Below are 19,479 nucleotides of genomic sequence, written 5' to 3' on the forward strand. Positions count from 1 at the left end.
CGGGGTCAGCCGAGCACCAGCACCACGGCCGTCAGCGCCGGCACGCTCAGGAGGGTGCTGAGCAGCACGCTGTCGCGGGCGAGGCGCTCGGCCGCCCCGAACCGGGTGGCGTAGACGAGGACGTTCTGCGCCGTGGGCAGCGCCGCGACGAGCACCACGGCCAGCAGCGCGTCACCGGTCAGGCCGAGCAGCGGCCCGCCGACGCCCCAGGCCACCAGCGGGGACAGCACCAGCTTGAGGCCGACCGCCGTCCACGCGTCGGGGTCGGCCCAGCGGGGGCCGGGGCCGGCGGACAGCGAGATCCCGAACGCCAGCAGGGCGCACGGCACGGCCACCCCGGCGAGCAGCTCCAGCACCGAGGCCACGGGCTCGGGCGGGGGCAGCTGCAGCACTCCCAGCGCGAGCCCGACGGCCGCCCCGAGCAGCAGGGGGTTGCGGAGCAGGCCCACCGCCGTGCGCGACCACCGCGCCCCGGCCCGTGCTCGGGCCGCCCCGCCCGCGGCCCGGTCGGCCCGGTCGGCCCGGTCGCGACGCCGGGCGTCGAGCACCCCCACCGCCACCGGGGCGAGCACCACCAGCTGGAAGAGCAGCGCGGGAGCCACGATGGCGCCGTCGCCCAGCACGAAGACCGCGATGGGCAGGCCCAGGTTGACGGCGTTGACGTAGCTGGCCGACAGGGCCGCGACCACGCCCTCCTCGACGTCGTGCCGCCGCAGGCGCGACAGCACCAGCGAGGTGCCGCCGGCGGCGAGCGCGGCGGCGGCCGTCACCAGCAGCGGCGCCCCGAGCACCGCGGCGACGTCGGTGGTCGACAGCGTGCGCACCAGCAGCGCCGGGGTGCCGACGGCGTAGACCAGGCGCGCCAGCACCCGCTGGCCGTCGGGCCCGAGGGTCCCGCGGCGCCCGAGCACCCAGCCCACCAGCACGACGGCCCCGACCACGGCGAACCCCTCGAGCACGCCGCTGATCCGTCAGCCCCCCGGGTGGTGCGCCTGGCGCCCCGCCGTCGCCTCGTGACGCGGCGGAGCCCGGCCGGTGCAGCGCACCGGCCGGGCTCCATCATGCGGCCGTCCGCCCGCCGGCGGACGAGCGGGCGGTCAGACCGGGACGACGGCGCCCGGGCGGGCGAGCACCTCGCGGGCGGCGGCCAGCTCCTCGGTGAGCCCGAGGTGCTCGACCGGGTCGGTGCCCTCGGGCAGCGCCGCCAGCTCGGCCTCGAGCTCGCGCACCCGCGGGATGACGGTCCGGCCGAACGCCTCGACCTCCTCCTTGACGTGGAGGAAGCCCAGGAGCACCAGGTCGACGCCGATGAGGCGGTAGGCGAGCACGCGGCGGGCGACCTGCTCGGGCGTGCCGATGAGACCGGTGCGGAAGCCGTCGTTGTACTGGACGAGGTCCTTGAACTCGCTGTCGGCCCACATGCCCTTGCCGTCCTTGGCCGAGGCACCGGCCTCCTTGACGGCGCTGCCGAAGTCGTTGACCTTGTCGGCGTCGGCGTTGGCGATGATCGCGTCGAGCACCTCGACGGCCTCGGCCTCGGTGTCGCGCACGACGGCGAAGGCGTTGAGCCCGAAGCGGATCGTCCGGCCGTTCTCCGCGGCGTACCCGCCGACCTGCGCCACCTGCTCGGCGACGCCCTCGGGGGTGTTGCCGTTCATGAAGTACCAGTCCGAGACGCGGCCGGCCATCTGGCGGGCGGCGGTGGAGTTGCCGCCCTGGAAGACCTCGGGCAGCACGTCGGGCTGGGGGCGGAAGTTCACGTCGCCGACCTGGAAGTGCTTGCCCTCGAAGGCGAAGTGGTCGGTGGTCCAGGCGCCGCGGAGGACCTCGATGAACTCCTCGGACTGCTCGTAGCGCTCGTCGTGCTCGAGCCACTGGGCGCCGAGGTCGAGGGCCTCCTTCTTGAACCAGCCGGAGACGACGTTGAGGCAGAGGCGGTCACCCGTCAGCGCCTGCGCGGTGGCCGCCCACTTGGCCAGCACCACCGGCGGCCAGAAGTAGGGGTGCACCGCGGCGATGACCTTGAGCTTCTCGGTGGCCAGCAGCAGGGCGAGGGAGAAGGAGGTCGACTCGTGCTGCGCGTCGGCGCCGTAGGAGGCGGCGTAGCGCACCTGGGAGAGGGCGTAGGTGAAGCCGGCGGCCTCGGCGGCCCTGGCGGTCTCGATGTTGTAGGCCGGCTCGTGCGACGTCCGCTGCGGCAGGTTCGACACGACCAGGCCGCCGGAGACGTTGGGCACCCAGTAGGCGAACTCGACGGGCGCGCGCCCGGCGGGGGTGGTGTCGGGCAGGGCAGAGCTCATGGCGGTCCTCGACTCCTCATCGGTCCTGGCGGGAGCACCGCACCACGACGAGGTCGGGCGGGTTGCTGCGGCGTCGACGAGCCAGGTCTCTCGGCCGCTCTGGATGGGCGCGCGAAGTCCACCGCGCGCGGGCCGTCCGCGTCAACTCCGGCGGGCCCACGCCGCGCCGCTGGCAGCCGGGGCCCAGCCGGCGCTCAGCGGGTGCCCAGCGGGTGCCCAGCGGGTGCTCAGCCCCGCAGCCCGCCCGGTGCGACGACGGCGAGCACCGCGGTGCTCACCCCCAGCACCAGGCAGGTGAGCACGTCGACCCACCGCGAGCGCACCGCGAGCGGGCCCAGGGCGGCGACGGGCAGCGCGGCGCGCGCGGCGGCCAGGCCGAGGAGCACCGAGGCCAGGAGGAGCCCGGCGGCGCCGAACGACCACAGCGCCGCGGCCGCGAGCACCCCGGCGAGCGCGACGCCCACGACGCCCAGCAGCAGCCCGCCCGGCGCGCGCCTGCCGGCAGCGCCGCGTGCTCGCTCCACCTGGCCAGGCTAACCGGGGGTCCGCCGTCCGGATGGCGGAGACGGGTCTCACACGCCGGTGGGGGCGTGCCGGCCCGCGACGGGGGTAGCACTGGACGGTGAGCAGCACCAGCACGGGACGTCCCACGCGCGAGGACGTCGAGCGGACCGCCCGCGAGCGCTTCGGGTTCGCCGGCCTGCGGCCGGGCCAGGGCGAGGCGGTGGAGGCGCTGCTCGCGGGGCGCGACGTGCTGGCGGTGATGCCCACCGGCCGCGGCAAGTCGGCGGTGTACCAGCTGGCGGCCCTGTGGATGCCCGGCCCCACGGTCGTGGTGTCCCCGCTGATCGCGCTGCAGCGCGACCAGGTCGAGGCCCTGGCCCGCACCGGGGTGCGCGACGCGGTGGCCGTGAACTCCTCGCAGTCGGCCCGGGAGAACGGGGCGGCGTGGGAGGCCCTGAGCACCGGCGGCGCCGAGTTCGTGTTCCTGGCGCCCGAGCAGCTGGCCCGCGAGGACGTGCGGGAGCGGCTGCGGGCGCTGGGCCCGAGCCTGTTCGTGGTCGACGAGGCGCACTGCGTGTCGTCGTGGGGGCACGACTTCCGCCCCGACTACCTGCGCCTGGGCGACGTCGTCACCGACCTGGTGGGTCCGGGCGGGACCCGTCCCGTGGTGTGCGCGCTGACGGCGACGGCGGCTCCACCGGTGCGCCGCGAGGTGCTGTCGCGGCTCGGGATCCCGGGTGCCGACGTCGTCGTCCAGGGCTTCGACAGGCCGAACATCCACCTCGAGGTGCTGCACGAGACCGACGGCGAGGCCGCCAAGCGCGCCGTCGTCGTGGAGCGCGCCGCGACGGCCGCCAAGCCCGGCATCGTCTACGTCGCCACCCGCAAGGACGCCGAGGCCTACGCCGACGACCTGTCCCACCTGGGCCTGGACGTCGAGGCGTACCACGCGGGCCTGTCGGCGGACGACCGCACCTGGGTGCACGAGGCGTTCACCTGCGGCGACCTCGACGTCGTCGTGGCCACCTCGGCGTTCGGGATGGGCATCGACAAGCCCGACGTGCGCTTCGTGCTGCACGCCTCGGTGCCCGACTCCCTCGACTCCTACTACCAGGAGGTCGGGCGGGCCGGGCGCGACGGCGAGCCGAGCCTCGCGACGCTCTGCTACCGCCCGGAGGACCTGGGCCTGCAGCGCTTCCACGCCGGGGGCGGGCCCGACGTCGAGGCGCTGGCCGCGGTGGCGGGCGCGGTGCACGACGGCGGGGCGGACGGCGCTGTCGCCGCAGCCCGCGACGTGCGCGACGCGGCGGGCCTGTCGGCGTCGCGCACCACCAGCCTGCTCAACCTGCTCGAGCAGGCCGGGGCGGTGCGCGTCACCCGCGGGGGCGCCGGCTGGGTCGACGCCTCGGTGCCGGTGGGCGCGGCCGTCGAGCGCGCCCTGGAGCTGGCCGCGGAGCGGCGGCGCACCGACAGGTCGCGCCTGGAGATGCTGCGGGGGTACGCCGAGACCACCGGCTGCCGCCGCCAGTTCCTGCTCGGGTACTTCGGGGAGCGCCTCGAGCAGCCGTGCGGCAGCTGCGACACCTGCACGTCGGGGTCGGCGGCCCGCGTCCACGCCCAGAAGCAGGCCGTCACCGCGGACGCCGCGGGCGCGGGCGGCGGCTGGGCCGTCGACGACGCCGTGGAGCACGCCTCTTGGGGACCGGGCGTCGTCATGAGCACCGACGGCGACCGGATCACCGTGCTGTTCGAGCGGGAGGGCTACAAGACCCTGGCGCTGGCCGCCGTCACCGCCGGGCACCTCCTCACCGCCGCCTGACCCCACCCCCTCCCCGTGAGCATGGGCGTCCGGACACCCGCGTGACCTGACGGCTACCGTCCGTGGATGCCTGCCGACGCACCCACGATCGTCGCGACCTCCGGGGGGATGCGCCCCGGGCACCGCAGCCGGGTGGCCTTCGCTCCGCTGGTCGAGCACGCCGTCGAGCTGTCGGGCACGGCCCGCCGCCCGAGGCTGGTGCACCTCGGCACGGCCTCCGGAGACCAGCGCTGGTGGAACGCCGAGCTCGACGAGGCCGCCGCCGTCGCCGGCTGGGACCTGCGCCACCTCAACCTGTTCACCATGCCGAGCGTCGACGCCCCGGAGGAGCTGCTCCTCGACGTCGACGTCGTCTGGGTCGGCGGCGGCTCCGTGGTCAACCTGCTCGCGGTGTGGCGCGCCCACGGCCTCGACGAGGTGTTCCGCCGCGTGTGGCAGGCGGGCGTGGTGCTCGGCGGGGTGAGCGCGGGGTCCATCTGCTGGCACGTCGGCGGCACCACCGACTCCTTCGGGCCGTCGCTGCGCCCGGTGACGAACGGCCTCGCGCTGCTCCCGCACGGCAACGGGGTCCACTACGACTCCGAGGCCGAGCGCCGCCCGCTGGTGCACCGGCTCGTGGCCGAGGGCGTGCTGCCCACCACGCACTGCACGGACGACGGCGTCGGCCTGGTCTACCGCGGCACCGAGCTGGCCGAGGCGGTGAGCGAGGTGCGCGGCAAGGGCGCGTACACCGTGACCCGGGGCGCCGACGGCGCAGCGGTCGAGGAGCGCCTGGAGCCGCGCCTGCTCCCCGGAGCCCGCTGACCCTCCGGACCGCAGCCGAGCGCCCCGCTGCGGTTCCCGACCACCCCCGGACCGCAGCCGAGCGCTCGGCTGCGGTCCAGGGGGGACGTCAGTGGGTGAAGTGCCGCGCGCCCGTGAGGTACATGGTCACGCCGGCGGCCTGCGCCGCCGCCACGACCTCGTCGTCGCGGACCGACCCACCGGGCTGGACGACGGCGCGCACACCGGCGTCGAGCAGCACCTGCAGGCCGTCGGCGAAGGGGAAGAACGCGTCGGAGGCGGCGACGGCGCCGCGCGCCCGCTCCTCGCCGTGGCTGTTGGCCCGCTCCACCGCGAGGCGGCAGGAGTCGACGCGGTTCACCTGCCCCATGCCCACGCCCACCGACGCGCCGCCGCGCGCCAGCAGGATCGCGTTCGACTTCACGGCGCGGATGGCGCGCCAGGCGAAGGCGAGGTCGGCCAGGACCTCGGGCGAGGCGGCCTCCCCCGCGGCCAGGGTCCACCCGGAGGGGTCGTCGCCGGCCGCGTCGAGCACGTCGGCGTCCTGCAGCAGCAGGCCGCCGGAGATCGCGCGGAACTCCGGGCGCGCCTGCCCGGCCGGCGGGAGCGCGGCGCGCAGCAGGCGCACGTTCTTCTTGCGGCGCAGCACCTCGAGCGCGTCGTCGTCGAAGTCGGGCGCCACGACGACCTCGGTGAACACCTCGGCCACCTGCTCGGCCATCGCCAGGGTCACCGGGCGGTTGGTGGCGATGACGCCGCCGAACGCCGAGACCGGGTCGCAGGCGTGGGCCGCGGCGTGGGCCGCCGCGACGTCGGCGCCGACGGCGACGCCGCACGGGTTGGCGTGCTTGATGATCGCGACGGCCGGCTCGGCGTGGTCGGAGGCGGCGCGGCGCGCGGCGTCCGCGTCGACGTAGTTGTTGTAGCTCATGGCCTTGCCGTGCAGCTGCTCAGCGGCGGCCAGGCCCGGGTCTCCCCCGGACAGCGGGCTGCCCGCCGGGGCGGTGTAGACCGCGGCGCCCTGGTGCGGGTTCTCGCCGTAGCGCAGCACGTCGGCGCGGGTCCAGGTGGCGCCGACGAAGTCGGGGGTGCGCGCCTGCTCCTCCGAGCCGGCGCCGGCCCCCGCGGCCCACCACGAGGCCACGGCGACGTCGTAGGCGGCGGTGGTGGCGAAGGCCTTGGCCGCGAGGCGGCGACGCGTGGCGGCGGTGGTGCCGCCGGCGCGGACCTCCTCCAGCACGGCGTCGTAGTCGGCCGGGTCGACGACGACGGCGACCGACGCGGAGTTCTTGGCGCTGGCGCGCACCATCGCGGGCCCGCCGACGTCGATCTGCTCGACGCAGTCCTCCGGGGCCGCGCCCGAGGCCACCGTCTTCTCGAACGGGTACAGGTTCACCACGACCAGCTCGAACGCCTCGATGCCGAGCTCCTCGAGCTGGCGGCGGTGGTCGGGGTCGCGCACGTCCGCGAGCAGGCCCGCGTGGACGCTCGGGTGCAGCGTCTTGACGCGGCCGCCCAGGCTCTCGGGGAAGCCGGTGATGCGCTCCACGGGCGTCACCGGGATGCCGGCGGCGGCCACCCGGTGGGCGGTGGAGCCGGTGGAGACGATGTCGACGCCGGCCTCGTGCAGCCCGCGCGCGAGCTCCACCAGCCCGGACTTGTCGGAGGTGCTGACGAGCGCGCGGCGGACGGGCCTGCGGCCGTCCTGGGGGGTCGGGGCAGTCATGAAAGGCGGGCCTTCCTTCCCTCGACGGTCCAGCCGCCGGTGGTCATGCGGGTCACGACGTCGACGAGCAGCGCCCGCTCGACGGTCTTGATGCGCTCGTGGAGCGCGGCCTCGTCGTCGTCGTCGAGGACCTCGACGGCGCGCTGGGCGAGCACCGGCCCGGTGTCGACGCCGGCGTCGACCAGGTGGACGGTGCTGCCGGTGACCTTCACGCCGTGGGCGAGGGCGTCGCGGACGCCGTGCGCCCCGGGGAAGGAGGGCAGCAGTGCGGGGTGGGTGTTGACCACGCGACCGCCGAAGGCGTCGAGCACGGAGGCGCCGAGCACGCGCATGAAGCCGGCGCTGACCACGAGGTCGGGGCGGTGGCGGGCCAGCTCGGCGGCGAGGGCGGCGTCCCAGGCGGCGCGGTCGGGGTGGTCGCGCAGCTCCACCACGAAGGCGGAGGTGCCGGAGCGCTCGGCGCGGGCGAGGGCGGGGGCCGCGCGCTGCGCCGAGTCGGCGCCGACCGCGACGACGGCGAAGGGAGCACCGGGCACCGCCGCGGCGTCGAGCAGGGCCTGCAGGAGGGTGCCGGAGCCGGAGGCCAGGACCACGACCCGGGCCGGGGCCTGGCGGGGGGGTGCGTCGGGGCCGGTCACGGTCGGAGACGATAGCGAGGTCGGCCGGTCACCCCCGGTCCGGCCAGCGCCGCAGCCGTCGGCGCCCAGCGGCCCGAGAGCAGGAGCACCCCGATGAGCGACCCGTACGCGCCGCCCGGCTCGCGCCGCGAGCCGGACCGCGACCAGGACGCGCGCGAGGGCGGGGGCGGCTGGCGCCCCCCGGGCGCACCCGCCCCCCGGCCAGGTGCGCACGACGCACCTCGTGGCGGCTCGCACGGCGGCTCGCACCGGGGCGCCGGCCCCGGGCACCCGCCCCCGGGCCGCACGCCGCCCGACCCGGCGGGAGCCCTGCGCACCGCGCGCCTCGGGCTGCGCTTCCTGCTGCTGGTCCTGGCGGGCCTGGTGGCCATGTCGCTGCCGTGGCCCTGGAGCCTGGGGGCGCTGGGCTTCCTGCTGGCCGGTGGCGTGGTCGGCGTCATCGCCCTGGTGGTGGCGGCGCAGGCCCACCTGCGGGCGAGCCAGCTGGTGGCCCTGAGCATCGGGCTCGCCATGACGGGGGTCATCATCGTGCTGCAGCTGGCCTCGCTGGTCGTCTGGCAGCCGACGGCCGAGCGCGACCAGTGCCGCCGCACCGCTGTCACCGACACCTCGCTGCGGGCCTGCGACACGACCTACCGCGAGCAGCTCCGCAGCTTCAGCTTCCTCCCGCCGACCTCGGGCTGACCCACCCCGCGCCCCGGGGGCCGAGACGCGGACGACCCCGCCGGTGGGACCGGCGGGGTCGTCGTGGGGTCGAGCGCGGCTCAGGCCAGGGACTGCATGACCTCGCGGGCCAGCGCCGCGGTCTCGGACGGCGTGCGGCCGACCTTCACCCCGGCGGCCTCGAGCGCCTCCTTCTTGGCCTGCGCGGTGCCCGAGGAGCCCGACACGATGGCGCCGGCGTGGCCCATCGTCTTGCCCTCGGGGGCGGTGAAGCCCGCCACGTAGCCGATGACCGGCTTGGTGACGTTCTCCTTGATGTACGCCGCGGCGCGCTCCTCGGCGTCGCCGCCGATCTCACCGATCATGACGATGACGTCGGTGTCGGGGTCGGCCTCGAACGCGGCGAGCGCGTCGATGTGCGTGGTGCCGATGATCGGGTCACCGCCGATGCCCACCGCGGTGGAGAAGCCGAAGTCGGCCAGCTCGTACATCATCTGGTAGGTCAGCGTGCCGGACTTGCTGACCAGGCCGATGCGCCCGGCGGGCGTGATGTCGGCGGGGATGATGCCCGCGTTGGAGGCTCCGGGGCTGATCAGCCCGGGGCAGTTCGGGCCGATGACCCGGCTCTTGCCCGAGGCCTGCGAGTGCGCGAACAGCTCGGCGGTGTCCTTCACCGGGACGCCCTCGGTGATGACGACGACGAGCGGGACCTCGGCGTCGATCGCCTCGACGGCGGCGGCCTTGGTGCCCGCGGCGGGCACGAAGATCACGGTGGTGTCGGCACCGGTCTGCGCCACGGCGTCCTCGACGGACCCGAAGACCGGGATCTGCGTCGTGGAGCCGTCAGCGGCCGTGAACTCGACCGTCTCGCCGGCCTTCTTCGGGTTCACCCCGCCGACGACGGTGGTGCCGGAGGTCAGCATGCGCTGGGTGTGCTTGCGGCCCTCGGAGCCGGTCATGCCCTGCACGATGACCTTGGAGTCCTTGGTCAGGAAGATCGCCACGTCCTCGTCCCCTCAGGCCTTCGCAGCCAGCTCGGCGGCCTCGCGGGCCGCGCCGTCCATCGTGTCCACCACGGTCACCAGCGGGTGGGCGGCCTCGGCGAGGATGCGCCGGCCCTCGACCACGTTGTTGCCGTCGAGGCGCACGACCAGCGGCTTGGTGGCCTCGTCGCCGAGGATCTCCAGCGCCTGCACGATGCCGTTGGCGACCGCGTCGCACGCGGTGATGCCGCCGAAGACGTTGACGAAGACGCTCTTGACCTGGGGGTCGCCCAGGATGACGTCGAGGCCGTTGGCCATCACCTGCGCCGAGGCGCCGCCGCCGATGTCGAGGAAGTTGGCGGGCTTGACGCCGCCGAACTCCTCGCCGGCCTGGGCGACCACGTCGAGGGTGCTCATGACGAGCCCCGCGCCGTTGCCGATGATGCCGACCTCGCCGTCGAGCTTGACGTAGTTGAGGTGGCTGGCGCGCGCCTTGGCCTCGAGCGGGTCGCCCGCGGCGGCCTCCTCCTCGGCGAGCGCGGCGGTCTCGGGGTGGCGGAAGGAGGCGTTGTCGTCGAGCGACACCTTGCCGTCCAGGGCCACCACGCGGCCGTCGCCGGTGAGCACCAGCGGGTTGACCTCGACCAGCGTGGCGTCGGCCTCGCGGTAGACGGTCCAGAGCTTCTCGAGGACGTCCTGCACCTGGGCGGAGACGTCGTCGCCGAACCCGGCGGCGCTCGTGATCTCCGCGGCCTTGGCGGCGTCGATGCCGACGGCCGGGTCGACGGCCACGCGGGCGAGGGCCTCGGGGCGCTCCACCGCGAGCTGCTCGATCTCCATGCCGCCCTCGACGCTGGCCATGGCCAGGTAGCGGCGCTCGGCGCGGTCGAGCAGCAGGGAGACGTAGTACTCGGTCGCGATGTCGGCACCGGCCGCGATCATCACCGTGTGGACGGTGTGGCCCTTGATGTCCATGCCCAGGATGTCGCGGGCGCGCGCCTCGGCCTCGTCGGCGGACTTCGCGACCTTGACGCCGCCGGCCTTGCCGCGGCCACCGACCTTCACCTGGGCCTTGACGACGACGACCTTGCCGTCGACGCCCGCCCCCAGCTGCTCGGCGGCCGCGCGGGCCTCCTCGGGGGTCGTGGCCACGAGGCCCGGCAGCACCGGGACTCCGTGGGACTCGAACAGGTCGCGTGCTTGGTACTCGAACAGGTCCACTGGGGCTGCGCCTCCGTCGTCGGCCGCTGCGGGTGCCCGCGGCGCCGTCGGCCCCTCAGGGGCGTCCGACCTGGCCGCGGGTGCACCGGGAGCCTAACGATCCTCCGGGCGGGCGCCCGCCGTGCCCCCGCGGCGGCCGGTCAGCGGTGCAGCCAGGCGTAGCCGTTCTCGGGGCGGCCGGCGACGCCGTACCGGGGTCTCACCGCGGCGCGCCCGGTCTGCTCCAGGTGCTCCAGGTAGCGGCGGGCGCTGACGCGGGCCATGCCGCACCGGGCGGCCACCTCCCCGGCGGACAGGTCGGGCTCGGGGGCCGAGCGCAGCACCTGCACCACCAGCTCCAGGCTGCGGTGCGAGAGCCCCTTGGGCAGGTGCTCGGGCGCGGCCGGTCCCGCCGCCGTGCGGGCGCCGGGGTGCAGCAGCCTGTCGACGTCGTCCTGCTCCAGCGCGCCGCCCGCGCCGCCGCCGGTGAGCGCCAGCTGCCGGCGGTGCGCCGCGTACGCCTGCATCCGCTCGGTGAACAGCGCCAGGGAGAACGGCTTGACGAGGTAGTCGACCACGCCGCCGGACATCGAGGCCCGCACGACCTCGAGCTCGCGCGCCGCGGTGACCACCACCACGTCGACGTCGGAGCCGCCGGCCCGCAGCGCGCGCAGCACCTCGGTGCCGGGCACGTCGGGCAGGTGGACGTCGAGCAGCACGAGGTCGGGTCGCAGCGCCTCGACGGCGCGCAGCGCGTCGGCGCCGCGGTGCGCGACCCCGACGCAGGCGAAGCCCTCCAGCGTGCCGACGTAGGCCTGGTGCAGCCCGGCGACGGCGGGGTCGTCGTCGACCACCAGCACGCGCACCACCCCGGCGGCGGCCCGCCCGCTCACGCCCCGGCTCCGGCGAGCTGCGCGGAGGACGACGACGGCGCGGGACCGCCCGGCCCGAGCACCACCTCGAAGCGGGCCCCGCCGAGCTCGGAGGTGGTCGCCACCGCCGAGCCGCCGCGACGGGCGGCGACCCGGGCGACGAGCGCGAGCCCGATGCCCTGGCCGTGGCGGCCGTCCCCGCCGTCCTTCGTGGTCACGCCCACCCTGAAGACCTCCTCGCGCAGCGCCACCGGCACCCCGGGACCGTCGTCGTCGACGGCCAGCACCCAACCGCCGCGCCCGTCGCCCCGCACGTCGACGCGCACCCGTCCGCCCTGACCGGCGGCGTCGAGGGCGTTGTCCACGAGGTTGCCGAGGACGGTGATGACGTCGTCGCCGGCGCCCTCGCCCACCCGCGTCGCGGGGGTGACGACCAGCTCGGCGCCCCGCTCGCGCGCCAGGGCCGCCTTCGCCATCAGCAGCGCGGAGACCGACGCGTCGTGCACGCCGCCGAGCCCGGCGCCGGACAGGAGCCGCCCGCCGCCGCCGAGCCTGTCGATGAGGGCGGCGGCGTCAGCGGTGCGGCCGAGCTCCAGCAGGCCCCGCAGCACGTGCAGCTGGTTGCTGAACTCGTGGGCCTGCGCGCGCAGGGTGGTGGTGAGGCTGCGCTGCCCGTCCAGCTCGCGCACGGCGCCCGAGAGCTCGGTGCGGTCGCGCACCGTCAGCACGCGGCCCACGCGCCGGCCCTGCACGAGCGCCGGGGTGCGGCTGGCCAGGAGGACGCGCTCACCCACGAGCAGGGGCGCGTCGACGGCGTCGTCGGCGGCGTCCAGCAGGTCCAGCGCGGCCGGGTCGAGCACCTCGGCCGCGGCGCGCCCGGTGAGCGCGTCGTCGGTCCCCTCAGCGCGGTCCAGGTCGAGCAGGCGGCAGGCCTCGTCGTTGACGAGCACCACCCGGCCGTGCTCGTCGACGGCGAGCACGCCCTCGCGGATGCCGTGCAGCATCGCCTCGCGCGCCTGCAGGAGCCGGGCGATCTCGTCGGGCTCCAGGCCCATGATCCGGCGGCGCACCAGCCGGGTCACGAGGTAGGAGCCGACGGAGCCCAGCACCGCGGCACCGCCCAGCCACCCGAGCAGCCAGGGCACCTCCTCGCCGAAGTCGCGGTCGAGCTGGGACTCGAGGATGCCGACCGACACGGCGCCGATGATCCGGCCCGAGCCGTCCGTCACCGGCACCTTGGCGCGCAGCGACTCCCCCAGCGTGCCGGTCTGGGTGCCCACGAAGGTCTCGCCGCGCAGCACCTCCGCCGAGTCGGTGGAGCTGGCAGAGCCGATGAGCGAGGGGTCGGGGTGGCTGAGGCGGGTGCCGTCGGCGTCGAGGAACACCACGAACGTCACCTGCGACGCCTGGCGCAGCACCTCGGCCAGCTGCTGGAGGTCGTCGCTGGGCCGGGGCTGCCCGTAGGCCTCCAGGACGTCAGGCAGCTTCGAGGCGCTGGTCGCCACCAGGAGCATGCGCTCGCTGTAGTCGTCGCGGACCTGGGCCCGCTGGATGGAGGCTGCCGCGAGGCCCGCGACGAGGACCGCGGACAGCACGATGAGGGCCTGCAGCGCGAGGAGCTGCGGGCCGAGCGGCATCGGCCGGCGCACCAGGTCATCATCGCCGACCGGCGGGGCCCGGAGGAACGCCCGGTACCTCCGCTCGCGCGACCGATACGACCAGAACCACCGCAAGGGCCGATACCACCAGTACGGCCGCATGCTGGGCAGCCGCTGGGAGCGCGCGCACCCTCGTCGTCATCGAGCCGCACGGCTCTCCCACCCCGACGAGGGGGTGGGGACGACGAGGAGGTCGCCACGTGTCCAGCTCCGCCACCACCGCCGCCCGCCCGCTGCGCTCGCGGGCCCTGCGCGCCGCGCTCGCCGGCGTCGGCGCCGCCGCGCTGCTCGCCACCGCCGCCTGCGGCTCGAGCAGCACGGGCGCCGCCTCCGGCGACGGCGGCGGCGGCGCCGCTGACCCGATCAACCGGCTGGAGATCATGGCCCCGGCCGACCCGGGCGGCGGCTGGGACCAGACCGCCCGCGCCATGAGCAGCGCGATCGAGGGCGACGAGCTGGCCAAGAGCGTGCAGGTCACCAACGTCGGCGGGGCCGGCGGCACGGTGGGCCTGGCCGAGCTCAAGAACGAGCGCAGCGAGGACTTCCTCATGGTCATGGGCCTGGTGATGGTCGGCGCCATCGAGACCAACCAGAGCCAGGCGACCCTGGAGGACACCACGCCGCTGGCGCGCCTGACCAGCGAGGACGAGATCATCGTCGTCCCGGCCGCGTCCCCGTACCAGACCATCGACGACCTCGTGGCGGCCATGAAGAGCGAGGGTCGCGGGGTCTCCATCGCCGGCGGCTCCGCCGGCGGCACCGACAACATCCTCGCCGGGCTCATCGCCCAGGAGGCGGGCGTGCCCGCCAGCGACCTGAACTACATCGCCTACTCGGGCGGCGGCGAGTCGCTCGCGGCGCTCCTCGGCAACCAGGTCAGCGCCGGCATCTCCGGCGTCGGCGAGTACGCCGAGCAGGTCGCCTCGGGTGACCTGCGCGCCCTGGCGGTGTCCGGCGCCGAGCGGGTGGAGGGCGTGGACGCCCCCACGCTCAAGGAGTCCGGCTACGACATCGAGTTCACCAACTGGCGCGGCGTGGTGGCCCCGCCGAACATCTCCGACGAGGCCGAGGAGGAGCTCGAGGCGCTGGTCGACGAGATGCACTCCTCGGCGGCGTGGACGGACCTGGTCGAGAAGAACGGCTGGACCGACGCCTACATGCCGGGCGACGAGTTCGAGACCTTCCTGGGCTCCGAGGAGGAGCGCATCAGCGGGGTCCTGAAGGAGATCGGCCTCACCTCGTGAGCACGGTCGACGCCTCCGGGGAGGCGACGGCGCGCGCGGCGCGCTCGCGCGGCCCGATCCCCAAGAGCGAGCTGGCGGTCGCCGCCGTGCTCGGCGGCCTGGGCGTCTTCGCCCTCGTCGACGCGCACACCATCAACGTCCCCGCCTCCGCGAGCGCCGTCGGCCCCCGGGCCTTCCCGTACGCGGTCGGAGCGCTGCTCGTGCTCTCGGCCGTCGGGCTCGTGGTCGCGCTCGTCCGCGGAGACCGCGGCGAGGTGGAGGGCGGCGAGGACGTCGACACCGACGGCGGCGCCGACTGGGCCTCGGTGCTGAAGCTCACCGGTGCCTTCGCGGCGCTGTGCGTGCTCGTCGAGCCGCTGGGGTGGCTCATCGCGGCCTCGGTGATGTTCACCGGCGCGGCCTGGACCCTCGGCGCCCGGCCGTGGTGGCGGGCGCTGCTCGTGGCGGTGGTGCTCAACACCCTCGTCCAGGTCCTGTTCACGCAGCTGCTCGGGGTGTACCTGCCCGCGGGCCCGCTCGAGGGGGTGCCCTTCCTTGGGTGATCTCAGCGCGCTGATGGCGGGCTTCGAGACCGCCCTGCAGCCGGAGTACCTGCTCTTCGCCGTCGTCGGGGTGCTCCTGGGCACCGCCGTCGGCGTGCTGCCCGGCATCGGCCCGGCCATGACGCTGGCGCTGCTGCTGCCGCTCACGTACTCCCTGGAGCCGACGGCGGCGTTCATCATGTTCGCCGGCATCTACTACGGCGGCATGTACGGCGGGTCGACCACCTCGATCCTGCTGAACACCCCCGGGGAGTCGGCGTCGATCATCACCGCGCTCGAGGGCAACAAGATGGCCAAGGCCGGGCGCGGCGCCGCGGCGCTCGCCACCGCGGCCCTGGGCTCCTTCGTGGCCGGCACCATCGCCACCGTCGCCCTGTCGCTCGTGGCGCCGACCATCGCTGACCTCGCCGTGCAGCTCGGCCCGCCGGACTTCGTGGCCCTGGCCGTGCTGGCCTTCCTCACCGTGGCCGCCATGCTCGGCTCCTCCCCCGCCCGCGGGATCTCCTCGCTGGCGCTGGGGCTGTTCATCTCCGTCATCGGCACCGACTCCCTCACCGGCCAGCAGCGCTTCACCCTGGGGCTGCCGACCCTGGGCGACGGCATCGACATCGTCATCGTGGCGGTCGGGTTCTTCGCCGTCGGCGAGGCGCTGCACGTGGCCTCCCGCCTGCGCCGCGGGCCGATCCCCCTGGTGCCCATCTCCGGCAGGTGGTTCACGAAGCAGGACTTCAAGCGGTCGTGGAAGCCCTGGCTGCGCGGCACCGCGATCGGCTTCCCCATCGGCACCATCCCCGCCGGCGGCGCCGAGCTCGGCACCTTCCTCTCCTACGCCACCGAGCGGAAGCTGTCCAAGCACCAGGAGGAGTTCAGCCACGGCGCCATCGAGGGCGTCGCCGGGCCGGAGGCCGCCAACAACGCCTCCGCCGCCGGCGTGCTCGTGCCGCTGCTCACCCTCGGCCTGCCCACGGGCGCCACCGCGGCGATCATGCTGGCGGCGTTCCAGAGCTACGGCATCGCCCCCGGCCCGCAGCTGTTCAGCGACGAGCCCGACCTGGTGTGGGCGCTGATCGCCAGCCTCTACATCGGCAACGTGCTGCTGCTGGTGCTGAACCTGCCGCTGGTGGGCGTCTGGGTGAAGGTGCTGCGCCTGCCCCGGCCCTACCTGTACGCGGGCATCCTCACCTTCGCCGCGCTCGGCGTGTACGCCGTGGGCGCCTCGGTGGAAGACCTGGTGCTGCTGTTCATCCTCGGCGGGATCGGGTGGGCCATGCGCTCGTTCGGGTTCCCGGTGGCCCCCGCCATCGTGGGCCTGATCCTCGGCCCGATCGCCGAGGAGCAGCTGCGCCGCACCCTGGCCATCAGCCAGGGCGACCCGACGGCGCTGGTCACGAGCCCCTTCGCGGCGGTCGTGTACTGCCTCGTGGTGGTCGCGTTCATCGGCAGCCAGTGGCTCAAGCGCCGACAGGCCCGGCTCGACGCCGCGGTCTTCGCGGTGGCCCAGGCCAGCACCACGCCCGGCGGCCCCACGTCGCCGGTGGGCGAGGGACGTCCGACCGTCCCCAGCGGGAAGGAGCGGCGCGACGCGGCCCGCACGAAGAACGACGAGACGAACGACTGGGACAGCGGAGGTCAGTGGTGACGATCGTCGTGGGCTACGTGCCCAAGCCGGAGGGGCGTGCCGCGCTGGTGGCGGCGCTGGAGGAGGCCGACCTGCGCGGAGAGCCCCTCCACGTGCTCAACACCTCCAAGGGCGACGCCTACTCCGACCCCGGCTACGCCAGCGACGAGGACCTCGCCGAGGTCACCGCGCTCCTGGAGGAGTCGGGGGTGCCCTACGAGCTGGAGCACCGCCTCGGTGACCAGGCCGGCGGCGCCGCGGACATCCTCGACGCCGTCGAGCGGCTCAGCGCCTCGCTCGTGGTCATCGGCATCCGCAAGCGGACCCCCACGGGCAAGCTGCTGTTCGGCAGCGACGCCCAGACGGTGCTGCTCCAGGCGCCCTGCCAGGTGCTGGCCGTCAAGGCCTGAGACCGGGCCGGTCCGGGCCCGGTGTCAGCACGAGCTCAGGCCCAGGTCGCCAGCGCGGCGGCGGGGTCGTCGGTGAACACGCCGTCGACCCCGTCGCCGCGCAGCTGCGCCAGCAGCGCCGCCACGTCACCCCGGGCTGCGAGGTCGCGGCCGCTGCGCAGCTCGGTGGGCAGGAAGGTGTTCTCCGGCCGCACGGTGTAGGGGACGACGGCCAGGCCGGCGTCGTGCGCGTCGTCGACCAGCCGGCTCCCCCGCCCCCCGCGGCCGCCGCCCCCGCCGGAGACGCCCCCCGCGTCGCGGGGCTCGACCTGCACGAGGTGGGGCCCGAGCACGTCGGCCCACCGGGCCACCTCGCGCAGCCCCGCCGGTGAGCACAGGTCGGCGTAGTCGCGGTGGTCACCGGAGCGGCGCAGGTCCGGAGGCGCACCGGTCGGCTGCGTCAGCTGGAGCAGGCGCAGGTGCGCGGCGGCGTCGCGCAGGTGCTGCAGCGCTGCCACCTCGAAGCACTGGACGACGACGGGCGCGCCGTCTCCCAGCAGGTCGGCCGCCCCGAGCGCGGCCAGCACCAGGGGCTCCAGCGCCAGGCCCCGGTCGGCGAGGTGCCCGGGGTGCTTGAGCTCGGGCCACACCTCGACGCGGCGCCCGGTGGCCACCTCGAGCTCGGCCCGCAGCGCCAGGACCTCGGCGAGCGTCATCACCGGCTGCTCGCCGTCGTGGGCCGCGCTCGCGGGCCGCAGCCCGGGCAGGCGCTCACGGGCCCGCAGCGACCTGACCTGCTCGAGGGCGAGGTCCTCGGCGAACCAGCCCGTGGTGCTCACGCCGTCGACCACGCGCGTGGTGCGCAGGTGCGCGAGCTCGGGGTGGTCGGCGACGTCGGTGGTGTCCGACAGCTCGTTCTCGTGGCGCACCACCAGCACGCCGTCGGCCGTGGCCACGAGGTCGACGTCGAACCCGTCGGCGCCCGCCTCGACCGCGAGCCGGTAGGCGGCCCGGGTGTGCTCCGGCCTCCAGGTGCTCGCGCCGCGGTGGCCGATGACGAGCGGGCGCCGCCCCGGCGCCCCGGGCGCGGTCACGGGCGTGCCGCCCCGGCCAGCGCGGCGACGGCGCCGCGCAGCTGGGCCTGGGTGGCCGCGCCGTAGCCGAGCACCACGGCCGGCGGCAGGTCGGTGCGGGCCACGGCGTACTCGGCCAGGTCGGCCAGCTCGTACCCGCGGCCCGCGACGGCGGCGAGGACCGCTGCGGCGTCGGTGCCGCGGGGCAGCTCGACCACGACGTGCAGCCCGGCCGCGGCGCCCCGGGCCCGCAGGTGCGGGTGCTCGGACAGCAGCTGCTGCAGGTGCGCCCGGCGGTGGGCCTGGTCGCGGCGCACCCGCGCGACGTGGCGCCGCAGGCCGCCCCCGGCGAGGAAGTGCGCCAGCGCCTGCTGGGCCTGCCCGCCGACGGGCTCGCCGAGGTCGCGGCGGACGTCGGCGAGCGCGCCGCGCAGGTGCGGCGGTGCGAGCAGGTACCCCGCGCGCAGCCACGGCGAGAGCACCTTGGAGAAGGTCCCGGCGTGCACCACGTGCTGGGGGCCGAGACCCGCGAGGGCCGGCAGCGGCGCGGACCCGTAGCGGAACTCGCCGTCGTAGTCGTCCTCCAGCACCAGGGCCCCCGCCTCCTGGGCGCGGGCCAGCAGCGCGGCCCGCCGCTCGAGCGGCAGCACCCCGCCCCACGGGTACTGGTGGCTGGGGGTGACCAGCACGGCGTCGAGCTCACCGCGCCGGGCGGGGAGCCGGTCGACGAGGAGCCCGTCGTCGTCGACGTGCACGGGCAGCACCTCCGCGCCGAGGCGGCGCAGGCAGCGCAGCGACGAGGGGTAGCCGGGGTCCTCGACGGCGACGCGCAGCGGACGGCCCCGCAGCGCGGTGAGGGCGTGGACGACGAGGGCCAGGCCGTCACCGGTGCCGGCGGTGACGACGACGTCGGCGGGGTCGGCGTCGAGGCCGCGGGCGGCGCGCAGGTGGGCGGCCACCTCGAACCGCAGCGCCGGCAGGCCCAGCGGCGGCGGCACGCGGTCGGGCACGGCCGCGCCGGAGGCGGCCCGCCAGGCGCTGCGCCAGGCGGCGTCGACCAGGCGGGCGGTGTCGGGCTGGCCGGGACGCAGGTCGACGACGACGCCCGCCACCGCGGTGCCCCGGGGAGCGGGCAGCGCTGCCGGCACCCGGCCCGGACCGGGGCTCGGCAGCGCGCGCAGGTGCTCGCTCACGCGGGTGCCGCTGCCGTGCCGGGCCTGGAGGAAGCCCTCGCCCAGGAGCTGCTCGTAGGCGGTGGTGACGGTGGCCCGGGAGAGCCCGAGCTGGTCGGCGAGGCGCCGCGAGGAGGGCAGCGGCGCCCCCGGGGCCAGGTGGTGGTGGCGGACGGCGGCGCGCAGGGCGTCGGCGAGCTGCGCGTGGAGCGGGACCGCGCCGGTGCGGTCGAGGGACACGGGCAGCTCGAGCTCGGCGGTAGTCCTCACGCGTGCTCCCGCCTCCCGACCGGTC

Annotated in this window: 18 protein-coding genes and 1 riboswitch; of the genes, 7 read left to right on the plus strand and 11 right to left on the minus strand. The window is 75.9% G+C overall.

The genetic code is table 11. The features are described 5' to 3' along the window. Positions 1-5: 5 nt before the first annotated feature. The 3 genes from F1641_RS07635 to F1641_RS07645 all read right to left on the minus strand — a co-directional run bounded on the left by F1641_RS07635 (position 6) and on the right by F1641_RS07645 (position 2,824). The gene (locus F1641_RS07635) at positions 6-959 is read right to left on the minus strand and encodes an AEC family transporter (RefSeq protein ID WP_206690753.1); all 954 of its coding nucleotides are present in this window, start codon (positions 957-959) and stop codon (positions 6-8) included. A 138-nt stretch (positions 960-1,097) separates the two neighbouring features. Continuing rightward, positions 1,098-2,300 (minus strand): dimethylsulfone monooxygenase SfnG, encoded by a 1,203-nt coding sequence (sfnG, locus tag F1641_RS07640; protein WP_194904145.1) that lies wholly within the window; start codon positions 2,298-2,300, stop codon positions 1,098-1,100. 13 nt (positions 2,301-2,313) lie between these two features. Then, a riboswitch (SAM riboswitch) is annotated at positions 2,314-2,410 on the minus strand. A gap of 117 nt (positions 2,411-2,527) precedes the next feature. Further along, positions 2,528-2,824: a DUF3017 domain-containing protein gene (locus F1641_RS07645; protein ID WP_206690755.1), complete on the minus strand. Its 297-nt coding sequence runs from the start codon at positions 2,822-2,824 to the stop codon at positions 2,528-2,530. 98 nt (positions 2,825-2,922) lie between these two features. Between F1641_RS07645 and F1641_RS23035 the strand changes: the two genes are divergently transcribed. Next, positions 2,923-4,623: an ATP-dependent DNA helicase RecQ gene (locus F1641_RS23035; protein ID WP_194904147.1), complete on the plus strand. Its 1,701-nt coding sequence runs from the start codon at positions 2,923-2,925 to the stop codon at positions 4,621-4,623. A 66-nt stretch (positions 4,624-4,689) separates the two neighbouring features. Further along, the gene (locus F1641_RS07655; protein ID WP_194904149.1) at positions 4,690-5,427 is read left to right on the plus strand and encodes a peptidase E; all 738 of its coding nucleotides are present in this window, start codon (positions 4,690-4,692) and stop codon (positions 5,425-5,427) included. A gap of 88 nt (positions 5,428-5,515) precedes the next feature. Here the strand turns inward: F1641_RS07655 and purH are convergent, their stop codons facing one another. Both purH and purN read right to left on the minus strand, forming a co-directional pair. Next, positions 5,516-7,132 carry a bifunctional phosphoribosylaminoimidazolecarboxamide formyltransferase/IMP cyclohydrolase gene (purH, locus tag F1641_RS07660; protein ID WP_194904151.1) on the minus strand — a complete coding sequence of 539 codons (1,617 nt, stop codon included), beginning with the start codon at positions 7,130-7,132 and terminating at the stop codon, positions 5,516-5,518. Further along, positions 7,129-7,770 (minus strand): phosphoribosylglycinamide formyltransferase, encoded by a 642-nt coding sequence (gene purN / locus F1641_RS07665; RefSeq protein WP_194904152.1) that lies wholly within the window; start codon positions 7,768-7,770, stop codon positions 7,129-7,131. The genes purH and purN overlap by 4 nt, the downstream gene beginning before the upstream one ends. A 93-nt stretch (positions 7,771-7,863) precedes the next feature. Here purN and F1641_RS07670 point away from each other — a divergent pair, with 93 nt between their 5' ends. Beyond that, positions 7,864-8,454, plus strand: coding sequence for a hypothetical protein (locus F1641_RS07670; protein ID WP_194904154.1), 591 nt, complete (start codon positions 7,864-7,866; stop codon positions 8,452-8,454). Between the two features lie 80 nt (positions 8,455-8,534). On the opposite strand, the gene sucD is transcribed toward F1641_RS07670, so the two are convergent. The 4 genes from sucD to F1641_RS07690 all read right to left on the minus strand — a co-directional run bounded on the left by sucD (position 8,535) and on the right by F1641_RS07690 (position 13,137). Then, positions 8,535-9,437, minus strand: a complete 903-nt coding sequence (sucD, locus tag F1641_RS07675) for a succinate--CoA ligase subunit alpha (protein WP_194904156.1) — start codon at positions 9,435-9,437, stop codon at positions 8,535-8,537. Positions 9,438-9,449: 12 nt separating this feature from the next. Then, complete coding sequence (sucC, locus tag F1641_RS07680) at positions 9,450-10,637, minus strand: ADP-forming succinate--CoA ligase subunit beta (RefSeq protein ID WP_194904158.1); 1,188 nt, start codon at positions 10,635-10,637, stop codon at positions 9,450-9,452. A 140-nt stretch (positions 10,638-10,777) separates the two neighbouring features. Further along, positions 10,778-11,509 carry a response regulator gene (locus F1641_RS07685; protein WP_309225462.1) on the minus strand — a complete coding sequence of 244 codons (732 nt, stop codon included), beginning with the start codon at positions 11,507-11,509 and terminating at the stop codon, positions 10,778-10,780. Then, positions 11,506-13,137, minus strand: a complete 1,632-nt coding sequence (locus F1641_RS07690; RefSeq protein ID WP_309225463.1) for a sensor histidine kinase — start codon at positions 13,135-13,137, stop codon at positions 11,506-11,508. Before F1641_RS07690 ends, F1641_RS07685 begins: the two co-directional genes overlap by 4 nt. A gap of 209 nt (positions 13,138-13,346) precedes the next feature. Between F1641_RS07690 and F1641_RS07695 the strand changes: the two genes are divergently transcribed. Genes F1641_RS07695 through F1641_RS07710 form a run of 4 tightly spaced genes read left to right on the plus strand, consistent with a single transcriptional unit; the run spans position 13,347 to position 16,960 of the window. Beyond that, positions 13,347-14,390, plus strand: a complete 1,044-nt coding sequence (locus tag F1641_RS07695) for a tripartite tricarboxylate transporter substrate-binding protein (RefSeq protein WP_309225464.1) — start codon at positions 13,347-13,349, stop codon at positions 14,388-14,390. Beyond that, entirely contained in the window at positions 14,387-14,932 is a 546-nt protein-coding gene (locus F1641_RS07700) for a tripartite tricarboxylate transporter TctB family protein (protein ID WP_309225465.1), read from the plus strand. Before F1641_RS07695 ends, F1641_RS07700 begins: the two co-directional genes overlap by 4 nt. Then, positions 14,925-16,571, plus strand: a complete 1,647-nt coding sequence (locus F1641_RS07705) for a tripartite tricarboxylate transporter permease (protein ID WP_194904162.1) — start codon at positions 14,925-14,927, stop codon at positions 16,569-16,571. Before F1641_RS07700 ends, F1641_RS07705 begins: the two co-directional genes overlap by 8 nt. After that, a complete protein-coding gene (locus tag F1641_RS07710; RefSeq protein ID WP_194904164.1) occupies positions 16,568-16,960 on the plus strand; it encodes a universal stress protein in 393 nt (130 codons plus the stop codon). The genes F1641_RS07705 and F1641_RS07710 overlap by 4 nt, the downstream gene beginning before the upstream one ends. Before the next feature lie 35 nt (positions 16,961-16,995). Here the strand turns inward: F1641_RS07710 and F1641_RS07715 are convergent, their stop codons facing one another. Both F1641_RS07715 and F1641_RS07720 read right to left on the minus strand, forming a co-directional pair. After that, positions 16,996-18,033 carry a glycerophosphodiester phosphodiesterase family protein gene (locus F1641_RS07715; protein ID WP_194904167.1) on the minus strand — a complete coding sequence of 346 codons (1,038 nt, stop codon included), beginning with the start codon at positions 18,031-18,033 and terminating at the stop codon, positions 16,996-16,998. Next, the gene (locus F1641_RS07720) at positions 18,030-19,454 is read right to left on the minus strand and encodes a PLP-dependent aminotransferase family protein (RefSeq protein WP_194904169.1); all 1,425 of its coding nucleotides are present in this window, start codon (positions 19,452-19,454) and stop codon (positions 18,030-18,032) included. Before F1641_RS07720 ends, F1641_RS07715 begins: the two co-directional genes overlap by 4 nt. Positions 19,455-19,479: the final 25 nt, after the last annotated feature.

It is taken from the genome of Quadrisphaera sp. INWT6 (assembly GCF_015390235.1).
In the GTDB taxonomy this organism is placed as follows: domain Bacteria; phylum Actinomycetota; class Actinomycetes; order Actinomycetales; family Quadrisphaeraceae; genus Quadrisphaera.

What these genes read in the sequence shown, in the direction of transcription:
- sfnG (WP_194904145.1), bottom strand. Translation starts at nt 2,300, where the DNA reads ATGAGCTCTGCCCTGCCCGACACCACCCCCGCCGGGCGCGCGCCCGTC.
- F1641_RS07655 (WP_194904149.1), top strand. Translation starts at nt 4,690, where the DNA reads ATGCCTGCCGACGCACCCACGATCGTCGCGACCTCCGGGGGGATGCGC.
- purH (WP_194904151.1), bottom strand. Translation starts at nt 7,132, where the DNA reads ATGACTGCCCCGACCCCCCAGGACGGCCGCAGGCCCGTCCGCCGCGCG.
- F1641_RS07670 (WP_194904154.1), top strand. Translation starts at nt 7,864, where the DNA reads ATGAGCGACCCGTACGCGCCGCCCGGCTCGCGCCGCGAGCCGGACCGC.